Below are 17,596 nucleotides of genomic sequence, written 5' to 3'. Positions count from 1 at the left end.
TTGCGGGATCACGCTCCGGGCGCCCGGCGGGAGCCGTCCGGGGAACGTCGGTTGTTCTTCATGATCGGCCTCTTCTGGTGCGGGGGACTGGTTTTTCCTGTTGATATGGCGATGTGCGCGGAACGGGCGCCATGTCCGGCTCGCCGTGATCGCGGATTATCGCGTTTCACTCCCGTGCTGACTCCGAGTAGAGCACCATGAAAGCAAGGTCCGCAAGCGGTCGGATCGATTCTCCTGGCGAGAATTTTCGCAGGTCAGAGACCTGTTGCGGACCGGGCGAGGGGATGCTTTCATTCCGGGTGAAAGGCGGCCCCGAGATGCGAGAGGGAGGTGATGTGAGTGTCGGAGGCGACCACGGGTTCGACCGTCCCCCGGCGGCAACTCGGCCGGTATCTCCGAGAACTTCGGATAAATGCGCGCTTAACCGTACAAGCTGCGGCGAAAGCGCTTGAATGGTCCGAAGCAAAGATGTGGAGGATCGAGACAGGCCAAACGTCCCTGCGATCTCACGACGTGGAGACCATGTGCCGCGTGTACGGCGCAACCGAGGAACTGAAGACCGCCCTGATGGGCTTGGCCAAGGAGACCAAGGGAAAGGGATGGTGGCACGCCTACGGCGACGTGATCCCTGAGGGATTCGATCTCTTCATCGGCCTGGAGGAGGCTGCGAGCAGCCGAGAGGAGTACTCGCCGGAGCTGGTCCCGGGCCTCTTCCAGACCCCCGACTACCTCTACGCGCTCTTCAAGAAGAACCGACCAGATCTGCAAGCCGAAGAGGTCGAACGACGGGTCCGGCTGCGAATGCAACGGCAGGCGCTGGTCACGCGCGTCACGGCCCCGCCTGACCTGAAGGTCGTCCTGAGCGAGGCGGTGGTCCGCCGGGTCATCGGCGGGCCCGCGGTCATGGCGGCCCAGCTCGACCGGCTGGCACAACTGAACGACTGCCCCAACGTGGCCATCCGCCTCGTGCCGTTCTCGGCGGGCTCGCACCGCGGCCTCGACACGGGGGCGTTCATCATCCTGCGGTTCCCGACCAAGGAGGACGGGCGCGATCACGAACCGCCGACGGTGTTTGTACAAGGCTTCACCGGCGCTCTATATCTGGATAAACCCCGCGAGATCGACCGCTACGCCGGGGCGTTCACGGTCATCTGGGACAACGCTCTGCCCCAGGAGGACAGTTCGGCGTTTTTCCGGCAGGTAGCAAGGGAGATGAACGGACGATGAGCACCGACGTCGCCGCTGCGGCCATCTGGCGCAAGAGCAGCCGCAGCAACACCGAACAAGAGTGCGTGGAGGTCGCGATGCTTCCGACCTCCATCGGTATCCGGGACAGCAAGAACCCCGAAGGCGGTCACCTCCCCCTCGACCACACCGCGTTCACCGGTCTCCTCGCTCGCGTGAAGGCCGGGACCTTCGACCTCTAGGCATCAAAAAGGGTCCCGGCGGAGACAAACCGCCGGGACCCTTCTTGCGATCGGCGGGAGAAGGCGACGCCGGTTCGCTCCAGCGGCAAAGCAGCGGGCTTTCCTCAGCGGTCGATCCGCCTCGCTCCAACGTGCTGTAATCGTCCAATGACTTGCGGTGTTCTTCAAATCTCGGGGCGCAGACGCCCCGTCTTCACATTCACGCTGGTCCTGGCGGCCGGGATGGCTGCGGGCTGTGGTGACGGCGGCGAAAAGCCCGGCATCCGCGTCCCGAAGACGGGCACCTTCGCAGTGCCGCAGCCCCTTACCTCCGCCCCGCCTGTCGGTGCCCCGCGCATAGAACGGCTCATGCATGAGATGGAAAAGGCCACCGTCAGGGCCGGGGGCGTGGCCGCGGAGACCAAGACCCGATGCGACACCAACACGAGCCGAATCGGCACGCGCCCGGAAACCTTCACGTGCACGGTGTCCTACAGAGGCAAGACCGCCGAGTTCCGCACCAGTGTCTCCATAGTGTCGAAGCGGCTGACGGCCAAGCCCGGGGAAGACTTCCCAAGCGGCACCGAATACCGGTACAGGCTGTCGGCCGTCGCGACGAAGCTCGTGCTCACCCGGGAAGGCGTCCATCGTCAGTGGGGCTACCACCCGTCCGGCGGCGACGACGAGTACCGCTGCGACGCCGACATCCCTGAGGTGGCCGTCATGCCCCCGGGGCCTACGCCCTACCGCTGCTACAGCCTCTACCGCCCGGGCTTCAAAACCAGAGTCGCCTCCTACCGCGTGGTCCTATCCGCAGAAGACGGGGAACACCCCGACGGAAGCCTCTCCTTCAAGCCGGCCAATTCCCAATCCTCCGCCTGAAAACCCAACGCCGCGGCAGGCCGTGCCGCCCGTCAGGACGTCGTGGGCGTCGCGCTCATGCGCGACCTGGTCCCTGCCCCGCCCGTGCGCATTGATCATTGACGCTATGCCGCACCTCGCATGCGCCCACTGCACCCGAAGGCTCACCACCGAGATCGAACTGACCGAAGCCGCCCGCGGAGACGTTCCCGGGCAGCCCTATCTTCCGCGAGGTGCTTACGTCTCCAGTTGGGAAGGCGGTTTCGTGGTCAACTGCGACGACATCGTCGGAGCGGTCCGTCACCCCGACCAAGCGCGTTCGGCCGGCTGTTGCGGGCCCACCGGACTCGACGGACCGAACCTCGTCTGCTCAGGATGCGGACGGGAGGTCGGGACCGAAGAGTCGGACTGCTGGAAGCCCCACCTGGTCGTCACTCGACCTGGCGCCACGAGCCTGATCGTGAGCGCGCACGAGCGATCCGCGTAGTTCAACGAATGCGCCAGAGCGCCGGTCAGATGAACGGCTTGAGCCAGGTCTCGAAGCGTGCCCCGAATTCGTCTCGGGCCGCTTTGATCAGGTCGTTGGGGTCGCTCACCGGGTCCAGGCCGAAGTGCTGCTTCAGCCATGCGACATAAGCCGCGTGCGCCTCGGGGGCGCCGTCGCGTTCGCGGTGGTAGCCCTCGTACTCGGCGAAGTAGGCGTCGCCCCAGTCGACGGACAGCGGCCGGTCGCTCGCGAGCTGGCGGAACAGGTCCCGAAGGTCGCGTGCGGTGAGATGGATCCCCCCTTCGTCGCCGAACGCCGCGATCGGCAAGGCGGCGAGGTCCGCGCGGTCGTCCACCCGCCACAAGGCATAGAACGAGCCTGAGCCGGTGGCGGCCGCGAAGGGGAGGAACGCCTCGACGAACTCTGGGGCGTCCGACCATGAGTCGTGCTGCGGCTCTCCGAATTCGAGCATCTCGAACCCGTCCGAGATGAACTCTCCGCCGAGGCTCTTCTCAAGTTCGCTGAGCAGGTTCAGCTCCGGCACGGGGGAGTAGGCACTGTCCATCGGGGCGTCCGATCGGCTGGAAGCGAAAGGCGAGATCGTCCGCGAGAACATACCTGCTCCCGCCATTGGCCGCACCAGCGCATCAGCACGAGTCGTCATAGCGCGCGGCGATGGCGGCGGCGCGGTCGCGCAGCGAGGTGCGCAACCACTGCGGGGCGAGAACCTCCGCGTTGTCGGCGACCTGCCACAGCGCCCAGACGGCGTGCCTCGAATCCTGGAAGGTCACCTCCAGCCGCAGCCAGCCGTCCGCGTCGTCCTCCTCGGCGAGGACGGCCAGCGCGGTGCCGACCAGATCCTTGCGCCGCGCCGGGTGAACCCGTGCGAGGACGGCGACCTGGTCGCCGCCCGTCCGGAACCGCGTGCTGCGCTCCTGCCACGCCCGGTCCAGATCGACCCGTTCCCTCCGCTCTGCGGGTTCGTCCAGTTCCTCGGCGGCCCCGATCCGCGACAGCCGGTACGTCCGGTCCTCGCCGGACCTCGTGGCCAGCAGGTAGCCCAGGCCGCGGACGGTGACGAGGCCGACCGGGTCCACCGTGCGCCACTTCGGGCTCTGATCCACCGCCGCGTAGTGGATGCGCAGCTTGTGCCCGGCGAACACCGCGCGCCTGACCTCGGCCACCACCGCCTCAGGCACTTCCTCGGCGACCAGCCGCCGCGCGAGAAGGTCGGCGTCGGGTTCGATGAGCAGCCGCTGGGCCGCGTCGGCCGCGGTGTCCCGATAGCTCTCGGGCAGCGCGTCCACCACCTTGAGCATGGCCGATGCGAGCGCCGAGCCGAGGCCGAACGCCTCCGCCCCGCGCCGCGATCCGGCGACCAGCAGAGCGAGCGCCTCCTCATGGTTCAGCCCGGTGAGCTCGGTCCGAAAACCGGGCAGCAACGCGAAACCACCGTGCCGCCCACGTTCGGCGTAGACCGGGACCCCCGCCGCGGACAACGCCTCGATGTCGCGCAGCACCGTACGCGTCGACACCTCCAACTCCCGGGCCAGTGCGGTCGCAGACAGCCGACCATGCTGACGCAGCAACAACACCAGCGAGACCAACCGGTCAGCACGCACACCAAGAACCTACTCAAATACATGACACAGGATGTCGTGATTCGTTGGAAGGCTCTTCCCAACGCCAGAGGGCGGCCATCGAGCCGTCCGATGATGCACTTCCAACGAATCGAATGGAGCTAAAAGGCAATGGAGCGTACGACGGTCAACCCGTGGACGTGGTCGGTGGACCTGGGCTACAACCAGGGCGAGGTCGTCTCCGGACACACCCGAACCCTGTACTGCTCAGGCCAGACCGCGATGAGCGGCGACGGCAAGCCCCAGCATGCCGGCGACATGGCTGCCCAGCTCGCACTGAGCATCGACAACCTTGAGGCCGTGCTCGCCGAGGCCGGCATGTCCCTGGCGAACCTCGTCCGCCTCAACGTCTACACCACCGACGTCGACCTCCTCTTCCAGCACTACGGCATCCTGGCCTCCCGCTTGGCCGCCGCCAACGCAGCCACGAGCACCACAATGCTGGGCGTAACCCGCCTAGCAATCCCCACCCTGACAGTAGAACTAGAAGCCACCGCCGCAGCCTGACCCACCCTCCCCGCCCCTGCCGCTCGTGCCCACCCAAACCGACATGAGTAGCAGGGGCAACTTCCATCCGGTACCCAAAGACACCGCTCACAGAAGACTCGCCCCACTGCCACGGAGAACGTGGCACACGGCCACTCGGTGGGTCGTCAGTATCAAGCCCCAGGACATGCGATTGAGGTCTATTTCTGCCGACCCCTAGATGTCTAGTTCAGCTTCCACGAGTCGCGGCGGCATACCTGCCTGGGCTCCCAATGCCTCGGCTGTGTCGCGATTGCATACGGGCCGAATGAGATACGTACAGCCAGCCTGCGGCGTGGGACACTGAACCATCTCGCGCCGGTCATTTCCCGCGAGAGCGGGAGGTGGGACGCCACAAGGCGGCTTCGACTGTCTCGTGGTTGCGAACTCGTAGGGTCTCGCGGAAACGCAACTGGCGGCGCTGGTTCCCATGAACGAGCATCGTGTGGTCGGCGGAAACCTCATCGGCGATGTTCAGAAGTCCTCGCCGGTCGGCGTGGGCGGACAGGCGAAGGGCCGCAACGCGCGCCCGTACGGGGACCGTCACTTCGCCAGAGTGATCTGGAAGGGTGAACCTGCCCCCTACTTCAGGCACCTGCCTCAGCTGCGCACCGGGTGACTCCTCGTCCTGATAACCGGAGAGGAAGAGTGCGCTACCTGACTCGGGCAAGATGCGCGCCGCCCATTGCACAGCGGGGCCGCCGGTCAGCATGCCGGACGTCGTGATGATGACGCCGCTCCGGAAGGTGTCCAGTTCGGCGGGGCGGTTCGCGGGAGTCGCTGCCGGCCCGAAGACTTTCAGCGGCCGAGCAGAGGAGGCAGTTGCGGTTTCGAAGGCGGTGGTCAGCTCGACCGCCATTCCGTCGATCCTCACCGGCACTTCGGGGAGATGGCGGCGCATCAGGAGAGCGACCTCCTGGGCGCGTCCGAGCGCGAACGCGGGAATGAGCACCCGGCCGCCGTTCTGATGGATCTCCTGAACCTCCCGGATGAAATCGCCGACGCGTCGTCCCCGGTCATCGTGGTCCTCACCGCAGCAGGTGCTTTCCATGACGAGGATGTCCGCGCCGATGGCCGACTCGGGTAGCGCGTATCCGTCCACGCTTTCCTGCGGGAAGCCGGAGATGTCGCCGGTCACGACGACACGACGGCCTCCGGCGCGGATGACGACTCCAGCCGCCCCCAGGATGTGGCCGGCGGGGAAGAGTTCGACGGTCAGTTCACCGATGCGGCGCGGAACACCGTAGGGGACCTCCTCGCACCGTGCGGCCGCCGTGTCGACGTCGTCCGGGCCGTACAACACGGCTCCGTCGGCTCCCCAGCGGTTGAGCTGACGCGTCCGGCCGCGCATGAGCTTGGCGGTGTCGTTCCACATCACCGGCATGAGCCGTACGGTCTCGGGGGTCGCCAGGACACGAAGACCGGGATTCCGGGATGCCAATGCGGGCACGTACCCGCAGTGGTCGCTATGGGCGTGGGTGACCACGATCCCGTGGAGCTCACCCGACATGGCCCGCTCGATGTCGCGAGGCGGCCTGGCCTGATCGCCGGGACGCAGCCCGGCGTCGACCAGTAGCCGGGTGCCCCCCGCTTCGACGAGCAGGCATGAGCCGCCGATCTCGGTGTCACCGCCGAGAGGCGTGACTCGGAGATCGAGCTCTTGGACGGCGTGGACCGAGCGCGGACCCGGGGAGACCATGGCGCGGACGGCGGCCAGCAGCTTCTCTGGTGGGAGCGCGGAGGCCTCCGCAGCTCTCAGAAGCGTCTTGTTGTAGTGGCCGGATGGAGCGGGTTCGTTGTGTGGGTCTCTCGTGGCGGAGTCATCCTTCGGCGGGGAGGGCGGCTGCTCCAAGAGGTGCAGCAGTGCGGCGGCCACCGCCTGTGGGTCCTGGAAACGGCGCTGTTCGATGGCGAGTCGGCGGTTGAGCTCGTCGACGCGCTCTTCCAGGTCTGCATTGGCATCGCGGGTCTCGGCCAGCAGCAGCTCGGCCTTCCGGACATCCTCCTCGGCATAGTCACGCCGCTGCCTTTCAGCCGCGAGCTTCTTCCTGAGTTCGGCGATATTGCGCGCGGATCGTTGAGCGGCGCGGTCCTTGGCCGGTGGAGTCGCCAGGTCGAGCGCGTCGATCGCGGCCTCCACCACGGCGCCGTCAGGCGATAGCAGCAGCGCGACGAGGGCGCGGGTCCGGTGGTCGGGCCCGGCGGTGGCCATGCTCTCGGCGGCCCTGGCCCGGACGACGGGGAACCGCCGCATGGTCTCCAGCAGCCAGGGCAGCTGATTCTGGACCAGCCAGTCGGGATCACTGGGCAGATGCGCGGTGCTTGGCCGAGACCGCACCACCCGGGCCACTGCGTCGAGGATGGGCGCGGCAGCGGTTCGGACGTCCTGGGACTTCAACGTGCCTCCGCGACCTGGGTGGCCTCGGCCAGCACCGGTTCGCAGCGGAGCAGTCCTTTGAAGGGCTCCAAGGCATCCAGAATGCGTAGGATCTCCACCAAGTCGGCGGTGTCTGAGTACCCATGTGAAGCCAGTGCCGGGAGCGTCAGGTCCGGGGTGTCGTCGTCGCCGTGCATTGTCAGCAGGTCGGCCAGATCATCAGAACTCTGCGGCTCCTCGGGCGCGATGTCCGAGACCAGGACCTGCCACGCAGCGGCCAGACACGCGTCCGCCTGCACCCCGGTGTCCGAGATGAGGGCGGCGGGGTGCGCGCGAAGCTGGTCCCGGCAGTAGGCGAGAGCCTGGTCCCGGTCTTCGCCGTTGTTGAGCCGGCTGACCACCTGGCCGATCAGCGTCGGCCACCCTCCGGTAAGGCGGAGCAGGTCCTCCTGCTCCCCCACACCGGGGAACCCGTTCGCGTCCTCCCACATCCACTGGCGGATGGCGAGCTGGTCGAAACGGCGCAGCTCGACCACGTCGACGCCGTCCTCGGACAGCAGGTCCAGCCAAGAGGAGGCCATGTTCGCTCCGGTGACCAGCACGATGGCGAGCGTGCCCTGGCGAGGCCGGGCCACCGCGTCGCGCGCCTCGCGGAGACGCGTCGCGAACTGCTGCGCCGTCTTGCCCGCGGTCATGTTCGCAACGATCACGGTGTGTCCGTCATGGCGGTTCGCCCGGGAGAGGGCACCTGCCATGGAGTACAGGCCCTGGCCGGTGCCGACGGGAAGGACCTTCACCCCGGGATGCCCGGACTCCTCCGACTCCAGGGCGGCGGTGACCCGTTCGACATGCAGGGCACGTGATCCCGCCACCACGTGGACCAGATCATGGGGGCGGAGCAACGCCGTGAGCTGGCGGCTGCTCAGGGGCGAGCGCTCGGGACCGTTCTTGAAAACCCCGCGGTAGGAGTGGGCGTCGAAGCTGTCGGGCTTCTCGAACTCTCCCGCGTTCTGCAGGACGTCCTCGACCTCCGCGGTGCCGCCGAGCAGGTTGAGGATGTGCGGGGTCCGCAGCCGGTAGCGGTCGGCGTCCAGCCCGAGGACTCCGAGGTTGACGCATTCGTCGAGCAGGCTGCGGAAACCGTCCCCGGTGCAGTCCTCGAAGCCGGACTCCCACCAGTAGCGGCACTGCTCCGACAGCTCGCCGACACTCAGGGTCGCGTCCGCGCCGTTCGCCAAAGCGTGCAGCGCCACCGTGTACGCGATCACCTTGTACCGCTTGTCCAGGTTGAGCGTCCACTCGAAGCGGTCGCGGAACCCGCGGGCCAGCTTCTTGTCCCGCCACACCTCCGCCACGTCGGCAGGGGTGATCTCGCACGGGAAGTGCCGGGTCGCGCGTGGGTCTCGACGCATCCGCTTCAGCAGCGCCTCCGCGAAGAGTTGGACGAGCGCGGGCGCGTTGTTGGCTTCGGCGATGACCCGGGCGGCGAGGGTTTCGGGGAACCGGAAGCCGAGGGTCTCCAACGGGCGCACAAGAAGGTTGAACGCGTCCTGCGGCTCCAGCGGGCCCACCGCGATGGGCGTGCCGAGGTGGGCGAGCGGCTGGTTGGTCAGGCTCTGGAACCGGGCGGTCTGATGGAGACCGGCGAAGACGACCTTCACACGGCGGTCGGTCTCGTTCATCAGGTCGCGCAGTGCGATGACGTTCTCGAACTTCGCGCCCTTGGCGTCCCAGTTGAGGAAGTGGTCCGCCTCGTCCAGCAGGATCAGCAACTGGCGCTGCGGGTCTTTGCGGATCCAGGCCCGCACGGCGTCTCGCACCTGCTCGCGGTGCACTGGCCCCGCCGAGAACACGCCGGCTTGGACGAGCTTGTCCGCGAGCTTCGACCACAGCGAATCCAGCGGGGCCACCTTGCCGACCGTCTGGATGTTCTCGAGGATGATCTTTCGATCCTTGGCGGTCGCCTGGATGTGCCGTTCTGCCTTGCGCAGCAGCGCCGACTTGCCCAGCTGGCGGCCCCCGTAGACGAACGACGACCCGGTGCGGTCGGTCACCTCGCGGAGCTGGTCGGCGCGACCATAGAACATCTCGTCCGGGACGTCGCCGACCGGCGCGTACGGGTCGGTGCCGGTGAACGGCGCCATCAGCGCGACGGCGGTGGCCCAGTGCGGTTCGGGCATGCAGGCCAGGTAGGCGATGGCGACGTCGTCGAGCACGCCTGCCACCGGAGCGGGCCGCCGGCGCGCGGCTGCCGCGAGTTGCTGCCGCTCCTCCGGGGACAGGACGCCGAAGTACCACACCAGGACGGTCTGGTCTTCGGGCTGCTCCTTGAGCAACTCGATGAGCTTCTGCGGGCCTGGACGGCGCCAGACGAGCAGGAGCCGGAGCCGATCGCCGGACGGGCTCATCCGGGATCCGAAGGCCGGCAGCAGCGCGTCGCCCACCGTGCGGACCTGCTCCAGGTCGATCCATTTGCGGTGCGGCTCCTGGGCGCCGTGGCGCTGGGCACCCTCCAACCCGATCATGCGGAGGATACCGGCCACCGCCGTGCGCAGATTGCCCGAGGTCTTGTTCCACCCGAGGCCGCAGGCGGCCCACTGGCGGAGCGCCTCCCCTGCCTCCGCGCGACGAGCGTTGCGGATGGCCGGGATGTTGATTCCTGCGTTGTGCAGCAGCTCCGCCAGTCTCGGGTCGTCGACGTCCTTGTTGGCGTTCAGGGCGTTCTTCAAGGCGTTGAGGTACTCGCTGGACTCCTGCCTTCGGGCCTGGTTCCCGGCCCTGGCCGCGTCGTCGGCGAACGCGCTCGGGAAGGCGGGGTAGAAACGCTCCAGGTGGTCGATGCCCTCCGGCGCCTCGTGCAGTTGCCGGTCGGCCCGAATCTGGGCCAGGTACTCCCGCGCCGTCGTGAGGTCGCCATCGTGTATGCGCTCGGCGATGCGGTCGCGAAACGCCGCGATCTGCGCGTCGTTCTGAGCCTGTTCGTCCAGCTTGGTTCGCTCGCGTTCGATCGCGGCCGCGCGCCACTCCTCCAGCTGGGCGGTCAGCTCGTCCAGAGAGCGATTGATCCGATCGAAGTCGCGCCGCTCGCCCGCGAGGGGGGCAAGGGTCTCGTCCGCGCGGCGAACCTCATGCTCTGCCAGCACTCCGTCCCGTGCCCAACCGGCCACGCAGTCGCGGAGCTTATCGATTCGCGCGTCGGTGGCCTTCCGGGTGCTCACGATCAGTGCGGCACGGCGTTCTCGCAACTCTGCGGCGAATTCCGGCTGGCGGTGTTCCAGCACACTGATGATTCCCAGAGTGCCCTCGTGGTCGCCGCGCTGCGCCCGCTGCTCGAACGCCGCGCGCCACGCCTGGTCGTCGGCTTGGGCGACCGGAATGAGCTGGTCCACCGAAGGTGGTTCGACGGGGTCGAACGACGCCGGTTGCACCGCGACTTCGGGGGCGAGCAGTAGGTCCCGGTTCAGCACGTGGGCGGCTGCCGGTTCGGTCTGCGGAACGGGCGCGCCGTCGAGCATGTCGAGGGTTCGCGTGAGGAGATCGCGGGTGGCCTCGGCCGCGGCGGCCGACACACTCTCCGGGGAGGACGCCAACTCGTCGAACGCGGAAATGATCTCGGCGCGGTGCTCGATGACGGACTCCTGAAGTTGCCCGAGAGCTCCGAGCCTCCAGTCCTGAATGGCAGTGGGGTCCGGAGCGGCGGTCTCCTTCACGGCCCGGACCCATTCGCCCACCGTGTCGATGGCGGTCTTGGCCTTGCCGATGAGCTGTGCGCGGGCACCACCAATGATCTTTTTGGCGCGTCGCCGCGCGGCGATGCGGTGATGCGTATCGTCGATCATCCGCTCGATCTCGCCATTGGTGCGCAGTCGGGTGATCTCCTCCGTGGCCTCGACGACGCGGGCCGGGTCGTCCTGCGCGGCGATCGACAGCAGCTTCCCGATCGTGCCCTCGGGCAGGACCAGTGCCTTCCAAACCTCGGTGGCCAGCTGATAGTTGATCTTGCGACGAGGCTCCTCCTCCAGCAGGCGGGCCGCCTCGCGCGCCGCGTGTGAGCGGATCATCATTGCCTCGGCCCTGCCGCGCGCACGGCCGACGACGCCCGACCCGAGATAGGCCCCACTGCGGGCCGCGCGCGCGAACGCGTCTCCGCACAGCATCAGGGTGGGATGGCCCGAGACGAAGACGCCGAGTTCCTCCAGAAGCCTGGTCGACTCCGGCGTGGGGTGAATCAGGCCGCCTCGGATCGCGGCCCCCCACGCCAGCAGGCGCCCCGCGGGATCGTCGGCCAGGGCTTCGGCGCTCACGTCGACGGCGGCTGCGACGAACTCGGCCGACAGCGGTCCCGCGAAGACCGTCATCTCCGCCGCGATCGCCGCGCAGCGCCGCGCCGCCTCCTCCGCGATCGGCCTGCCGGCCGCGGTGCGCATCCAGCCCGCCAATCCGAGCCGCCCAGCGCTCAACGCCGCTGCCTCGGCGGCCTCGAACTCCGGCTCGGCGACGGCGGCCGCGGAGAGCTTCCGAGCCGCCTCGCCTTCGTCTTGGTCCGCTTCTCCCGCCACATCCGGCTCAGTTCTCTGTGAGCTCGGCGTGTCCTCCTTCGAGACGGGCCTCTCCTCCGGCGCCCGCTCCTCCGCGATTCCGTCATGGATGCTCTCAGCCATGACCTCGTCATCCGCATGGTCACCGGAATCGTCGCGGTCCTCGGACCGCCCGATCCGGGGGCTGGGGAAGGTTACTGCGATGTGCGCGTCGAACTCGTCTAGGTCCTCCTCGGCCGCCCGGTCTGCATCGCCTGCGGGGGCCGGTTCGGAGTCGTTCGCTGGCGAGGCCTCGCCAGTAGCCTCAACGTCCGGCTCATCCGGCTCGGCAGCGACGGGCATCTTGGCAGCGGTGGATGCCTTCGCCGCTGTCCCAGCTTCCGTCGGCGGTTGACCGATCTTCAGAACGCCCATCAACGCTAGGTCGACGAGCTTGCGGCATCCGGCGGGCAACAGTTGCCGGGCGGATTCGGCGAGAGCGTGCTTCCGCTCGAAGGCGTCCGGTCCCCCGGCCGGCTCGATCAGTTCGGCGAGGTCCGCCAGGCCTTCGCCCGATCCGGTACGGGCCATCCGGCGCACCGCTTCGATGGCCTCGGCGACCGCCTCGGGTCCTTCAAGGCCCGTCAGCCTGCGGATGTGCCCGGCCTGCGCCTCGGCGGACTGCGCGGTCTCCAGGACGGTCGCCAGCGCCGTCAGGTCGGCCGCCGGTTCAGCGACGTGCGCAATGGCCGCGACCTGTTCATGGAGAGCGTCGAAATCGGTCACCGCCTTCCCGATCAGAAGGAGGTCGTGCTCCCCGGGGCGTCGTCCGGCGCGAAGATCGGCAGCTGCCCTTTCGGCTGCGTCCGCCGCTTCCTGAAGCCCGAGCCGGAGCTTGTCGAGCGCGTCGGTCATCTGCTGAAGATCGTGCCCTGCGCTGGCGTGGTCCTGGGCGGCGGCAGGGGCGGTCGTGTCCGAGACCAAGGCGGATTCGCTTTCGTGGTCGTGAGAATCAAGCCGAGCCATCTGTTGCAGATCGACGAGGCCGACAGGTCGTTCCGGAAGGGCGTGGTGCCGTTCACGCAGGGCCCTCCATGCTGAGGAGACGGCGTCCGCCGCGCTGCCCAGACGTCCCGGATCGGCGGCGAGTAGACCGAGCGCCACGGGAGCGAGGGGACGATCGGCTTCGACAACACGGGCGAGACGCCAGGTCACGATGGAGATGGGGAGCGGGGTGGCCAGGCAGGCGCGCATCACGGGGGCACGAGCGAGAACTTTCGCCGCCGAGGACGAAGACAGCAGAGCCCGGCAGTCGGAGTCCGTGAGGCCATCCTGATTCCCGAAGCAGTGCAGGCAGCCTCCGCTGATCACTTTCTGGAGTGCTCCGCGGCGGCGCGGCTCTCCGCCGCGCAGCGTGCGCAGCACCATTTCCGCTGTACGTAGCGAGATCCTTCGGGAGTCCTGCAGGCCGACCTGGCTCAGCACCGCACGGAGAACTCTGGACGGACAGCCGTGAAGGAGTGCCTGTACGTCCTCGGCGGCGACGGTGGCCAGTACGCCGTCCGCGAGACCCGCGGGTCTGAAATCCCAGTCGGGCCCCGCAAGAAGGCCTAACGGGGCGGGCCCTTCATGAGCGCACGGACCACCGGTTTGCCGCCCCATCGCCACCTCCGAAGCCGACTCGTCCTTGAGCGCGGTGTGTGTATGACGCGTCCATGCCTACATGGGATGACAGACACCATCGTTAGCCCGATATCGGGGTTAAACGTGTACGCGTCTTATCTCAGGATGAACGGCCCTGTCTCGGACTGTAGGGAACGCGGTGGTCGGTCACCTGCCGACGGCCAGGTGAGGACACCTGCCTGTGTGCGATTGCAGAAGCTCGAGGGCCCAGTTTCCTGTGACCGCAGGCGGGGGCGCTGGTGAAGGTCTGGCGGAGAGCGGCCGAGCGGGATGCGGGCGCTGGGGCTCGCCGGCCTCGCGGGGCCGGTGTGCTGGCCGTGTGGGTGGGGGTGGCGGGGGATGGGTGGCCGTTTGAGGTCAGGGGGTGGTGGGGGGTGATCTTGCCAGTGGATACTGGCGTTGTTGGTCGGTCGTTCTAGGAGGCGCTGTGGATCGAAGCCCGCTTAATCCGCTGATGTCGCGTCGGGTGTTCGGGGTGGGGGGTGCTGCGCTGGTCGGGGCCGCCTGTGCCGGGCCGCTGGGTGGGGTTGCGCGGGCCGAGGCGCCGGCGGCGGGGGAGTGGGTGGATGTGCCCGCGCCGCCGCTGGCTGGGCGGAATCATCTGCTCGGGATCGCCGCGCCGGACCCGTGGCACGTCTTCGCCGGGGGCGCCGAGAACGTGTACCAGCCGGACTCGCGGGCCGTCATGCTGCATCGGACCCCGCGCGGCTGGACGCGCGTCGCGATGCCTGAGGGGTTGGCTGTCGTCAACGATGTCCGCGCGCACCACGCCGCGGACGTGTGGGCCCTTGCCGCAGGTCAGAACGCCAAGGAGCGCACCGACCTGCTGCACTGGAACGGGCGCCGCTGGACGACGGTGGCAGGTCCCGTCGGCGAGCAGCTCCAGGCCATCGACGTCGACCGGACGGGCGGACTGTGGGCGACCGGGATCCACGGGGACGCCACGACGGTGTCGGTGCGGCGGCACGGCGAGTGGACGAGGGCGCTCACCCTTCCGCAACCCTCGGGCCTCAACGCCATCGCCGCCGGAAGCGCCTCGGACATCTGGGCCGGGGGATTCGGCGAGTCGCAGATCGGCCCGACCCCGCTGTGGCACTTCGACGGCACGGACTGGACGCGCACACCGTGGGGATCGGAATGGGCCCACTGGATCCTGCAGATCGAGTACGTCGCTCCGGACGACGTCTGGTTCTACGCCCTTGAGCAGAGCCCGTTGTTCCCGCCGCCGACGCTGCACCACTGGGACGGCTCCGCGTTCACCGTGCATCGGCTTCCGAATCCGTCCGATCCGCTCGGCGAGGTGCGGCCGAAGTCCGTGGTGGGGTTCCTCGGCTCGATCGCCTCCGATGGACGGGGCGGCGTCTGGGTGTCCAGCCCGTTCGATCCCGCGCGTCTGCTGCACTTCGACGGTGCTTCCTGGACCAGTGCCACCCCGCCTATCGCGGTGACCGCGTACTCGATGACGCGGGTGCCGCACACCAGGGCCGTCTGGGCCGGTACTCAGGTGGGCACCGTCTGGCGTTGTTCCTGAGGGCGGGTCGTTCGTGCCTGGCCGGGCTGGTTTGCTTGGTCGATGATCTCTGACGACGGTGCGGTCGACTACGCGGACCTGGCCCGCGAGCTCGCCAACATGGCTCATGGCTACCCCTACTGCGATCCTTTCGCGCTGCTCGGTTCGATCGCCGCGGAGGTGAGGTCCGACCCCGGCTCGCGGCACGGGCGGGCGATGACCGCGGCGCTCTGGGCGAGCCGCTGGTACGCCAGGTGGAAGGTCACCGACCCCGCGCTCGTCGACGACCTGATCGAGGCGGCCGGACGTGCCGGGACGGTGCTGGAGGCCGCGGGCTGCGCGGCGCCCGGCGAGCACGAGCACCCGCTGGTCGCCGACGATCCCGAGGAGGCGGGCGACGTCGTGGCGCGCATCGGGGATCCGGACGGGTGGCTCGCAAGCCACCCGGACGACGAGGACATCGAGGCGTACGCGTGTCCCGCTTACCTCGCGGGGCTGGCCGCCGAGGCGGAACAGGTCTTCAAGGACGCGCGGGCGGAGCGCTTCGACGCCCCGGACACCGGGCACCTGGACGAGCGCTTCCTGACGGGGGACGGCCGGCTCGACATCGACGCGCTGATGACCGACATCGAGCGGCAGAAGGGCAGCAGGACCGATCCCACGGCCGAGGCCGCGGCGCTGTGGGCGGCACGCCGGCTGCTCGGCGACGCGCGTCCCGGGGAGCGGGCGTCGCTGGCACTGGCCGTGAGCCACCTGGCACAGCACTGCGCCTGGGGCGTCGCAGCCCCCGGCGTGGTCGCGCTCTACCGCGACGGCCTCCAGACGTTCGATCTCTCGGTCCTCGACCGGCCGTGCCCGCACCCGGAGGGGCACCGTGGGATCAGTCTCCGCGACGTGCCGCCTCTTGCCCGGGCGGTGGCGCCGGACGCCGCGGGGGCGGACGACCGCGAGGGATGTCCCCACCGCATCGCCGCGCATGTCCGGAAGATGATCGACTACACGGGCGGATACCTGGGTGTCGAGGGCTGACGCGCTCCGCCGCCGCGGGCGCGGAAGGCTCGGCGGTAGGCGTGGGGGCTGACGCCGGTGGTGCGCTTGAAGCGGTCGCGGAAGGCGGTCGGCGAGCCGAAGCCGACCTGGGCGGCGATCCGTTCGACGGTGTGCTCGGTGGTCTCCAGCAGGTGCTGCGCCTGGTGGACGCGGGCCCGGTGGAGCCACTGGAGAGGCGTGGTGCCGGTCTGCTCGCGGAAGTGGCGTATGAGGGAGCGGGCGCTCATGCCGGCGCGCGCGGCCATGTCGGCGACGGTGAGGGGACGGGACAGGTCGTCCTGGAGCCAGGCGAGCAGGGGTTCGAGGACGGAGCCGCGGGGCGTGGCCGGGCACGGCTGCGCGATGAACTGGGCCTGCCCGCCCTCCCGTTCGAGCGGCATGACCGACAGGCGGGCGGCGTCGGCGGCGACCGCCGAGCCGTGGTCCAGGCGGATCATGTGCAGGCAGAGGTCGAGCCCGGCGGCGGCCCCGGCCGAGGTGAGGATCCGCCCGTTGTCGACGTAGAGGACGTCCGGATCCACCTCGATCCCGGGATGGGCGGAGGCCAGCAGGGCGGCGGCTGACCAGTGCGTCGTCGCCCGCAGGCCGTCGAGCAGCCCGGTCGCGGCGAGGGGGAACGCGCCGGTGCAGATGGAGGCGATCCGGGTGCCGCGGGCGGCGGCCGCCGTCAGCGCGTCGTGCACGGCGGGCGGCAGGGGCGCCGTCGGGTCCGCGGCGCCGGGGACGATGACGGTGTCGGCGTCCCGGAGCCCGTCCAGTCCCCAGGGCGCGCGGAGCGTGAACGCCCCGGCGTCGACCTCGGGCGTCTCGGCGCAGACGCGGACCCGGTAGGCGGGGCGGCCGTCCGGCAGGCGGGTCCGGGTGAAGACCTCGATCGGGGTCGACAGGTCGAACGGGATCACGCCGGGGAACGCGAGGACGGCGACGGTGTGCATGGCGAGAACGTAGCCGACCACAGCGCCGCCGCCACGGGTGTCTCCGGCCGTTCGGCTCTGTCAGGGGGGTGCCGGGCGGCTTGGCGGTATTCCGCTGGGAGGTGGCATTTCCGCCACTGGGCGGTGTGATCGCGGACGGTTAGCTTCGGTCCCGCATGACCGGGCCCACCGAGGAGAGCCGATGCTGATGACCGTCCTGGCGCCGATCCTGATCGGCGCCGCCTACGCCGCCGGGATGTCGTTGATCAGGGAGCCGCACCGGCGCCGGTTCAACGCGGTCATGGTCGCCGGAGCGGGCGCCGCCTACCTCAGCGGCGGCGGTCTCGGCGGCTGGGAGTTCCTCTTCACCGCCGCCGTGACCTACTGCGCCTACCGCGGGCTCGAATCGTGGACGTTCATCGGCGTCGGATGGCTGCTCCACACGGCCTGGGACGTGGTGCACCACGTGAAGGGCAACCCGATCGTCCCGTTCGCGCACGGATCCTCGCTCGGCTGCGCCATCTGCGACCCGGTCATCGCCCTCTGGTGCTTGGCGGGCGGGCCGTCCCTCATCGCGCCGTCCGTCCGCCGGCTGTGGCGGCGGACGACGGCCGGCGAGGCCTGAG

General features: G+C 69.1%; 12 protein-coding genes. 7 read left to right on the top strand and 5 right to left on the bottom strand.

Annotation, left to right across the window (positions count from 1 at the left end; all coding sequences use genetic code 11):
• The first annotated feature begins 339 nt into the window (after positions 1–339).
• The 3 genes from ABD944_RS33070 (at position 340) to ABD944_RS33060 (ending at position 2,288) form a co-directional block, all read left to right on the top strand.
• Positions 340–1,227, top strand: coding sequence for a helix-turn-helix domain-containing protein (locus ABD944_RS33070; protein ID WP_345183444.1), 888 nt, complete (start codon positions 340–342; stop codon positions 1,225–1,227).
• Entirely contained in the window at positions 1,224–1,427 is a 204-nt protein-coding gene (locus ABD944_RS33065; RefSeq protein WP_345183442.1) for a DUF397 domain-containing protein, read from the top strand. The genes ABD944_RS33070 and ABD944_RS33065 overlap by 4 nt, the downstream gene beginning before the upstream one ends.
• A 348-nt stretch (positions 1,428–1,775) precedes the next feature.
• On the top strand, positions 1,776–2,288 hold the full coding sequence (locus ABD944_RS33060) for a hypothetical protein (RefSeq protein ID WP_345183440.1): 513 nt from the start codon (positions 1,776–1,778) through the stop codon (positions 2,286–2,288).
• A gap of 491 nt (positions 2,289–2,779) precedes the next feature.
• Here the strand turns inward: ABD944_RS33060 and ABD944_RS33055 are convergent, their stop codons facing one another.
• Both ABD944_RS33055 and ABD944_RS33050 read right to left on the bottom strand, forming a co-directional pair.
• Positions 2,780–3,370: a hypothetical protein gene (locus tag ABD944_RS33055; RefSeq protein WP_345183438.1), complete on the bottom strand. Its 591-nt coding sequence runs from the start codon at positions 3,368–3,370 to the stop codon at positions 2,780–2,782.
• A gap of 31 nt (positions 3,371–3,401) precedes the next feature.
• Complete coding sequence (locus ABD944_RS33050; RefSeq protein WP_345183436.1) at positions 3,402–4,376, bottom strand: helix-turn-helix transcriptional regulator; 975 nt, start codon at positions 4,374–4,376, stop codon at positions 3,402–3,404.
• Positions 4,377–4,505: 129 nt separating this feature from the next.
• Between ABD944_RS33050 and ABD944_RS33045 the strand changes: the two genes are divergently transcribed.
• Entirely contained in the window at positions 4,506–4,901 is a 396-nt protein-coding gene (locus ABD944_RS33045) for a RidA family protein (RefSeq protein ID WP_345183434.1), read from the top strand.
• Positions 4,902–5,241: 340 nt separating this feature from the next.
• Here the strand turns inward: ABD944_RS33045 and ABD944_RS33040 are convergent, their stop codons facing one another.
• Together ABD944_RS33040 and ABD944_RS33035 are read right to left on the bottom strand one after the other, a co-directional pair.
• Positions 5,242–7,317, bottom strand: coding sequence for an MBL fold metallo-hydrolase (locus tag ABD944_RS33040; protein ID WP_345183432.1), 2,076 nt, complete (start codon positions 7,315–7,317; stop codon positions 5,242–5,244).
• On the bottom strand, positions 7,314–13,298 hold the full coding sequence (locus tag ABD944_RS33035) for an AAA family ATPase (RefSeq protein WP_345183430.1): 5,985 nt from the start codon (positions 13,296–13,298) through the stop codon (positions 7,314–7,316). Before ABD944_RS33035 ends, ABD944_RS33040 begins: the two co-directional genes overlap by 4 nt.
• Positions 13,299–14,058: 760 nt before the next feature.
• On the opposite strand from ABD944_RS33035, the gene ABD944_RS33030 reads away from it, so the two are divergent.
• Both ABD944_RS33030 and ABD944_RS33025 read left to right on the top strand, forming a co-directional pair.
• The gene (locus ABD944_RS33030) at positions 14,059–15,027 is read left to right on the top strand and encodes a beta propeller repeat protein (RefSeq protein WP_345183428.1); all 969 of its coding nucleotides are present in this window, start codon (positions 14,059–14,061) and stop codon (positions 15,025–15,027) included.
• 42 nt (positions 15,028–15,069) lie between these two features.
• Positions 15,070–16,035: a hypothetical protein gene (locus ABD944_RS33025; RefSeq protein ID WP_345183426.1), complete on the top strand. Its 966-nt coding sequence runs from the start codon at positions 15,070–15,072 to the stop codon at positions 16,033–16,035.
• On the opposite strand, the gene ABD944_RS33020 is transcribed toward ABD944_RS33025, so the two are convergent.
• Positions 16,002–16,991, bottom strand: coding sequence for a GlxA family transcriptional regulator (locus ABD944_RS33020; protein ID WP_345183424.1), 990 nt, complete (start codon positions 16,989–16,991; stop codon positions 16,002–16,004). The two genes, ABD944_RS33025 and ABD944_RS33020, sit on opposite strands and share 34 nt — an antisense overlap.
• 181 nt (positions 16,992–17,172) lie before the next feature.
• Between ABD944_RS33020 and ABD944_RS33015 the strand changes: the two genes are divergently transcribed.
• On the top strand, positions 17,173–17,595 hold the full coding sequence (locus ABD944_RS33015; protein ID WP_345183421.1) for a DUF6010 family protein: 423 nt from the start codon (positions 17,173–17,175) through the stop codon (positions 17,593–17,595).
• Position 17,596: the final 1 nt, after the last annotated feature.

It is taken from the genome of Actinomadura verrucosospora, from assembly GCF_039540335.1.
In the GTDB taxonomy this organism is placed as follows: Bacteria; Actinomycetota; Actinomycetes; order Streptosporangiales; family Streptosporangiaceae; genus Spirillospora; species Spirillospora verrucosospora.
The sequence above is the reverse complement of the archived record's forward strand: the minus strand, read 5'-3'. Positions and strand labels throughout refer to the sequence as shown.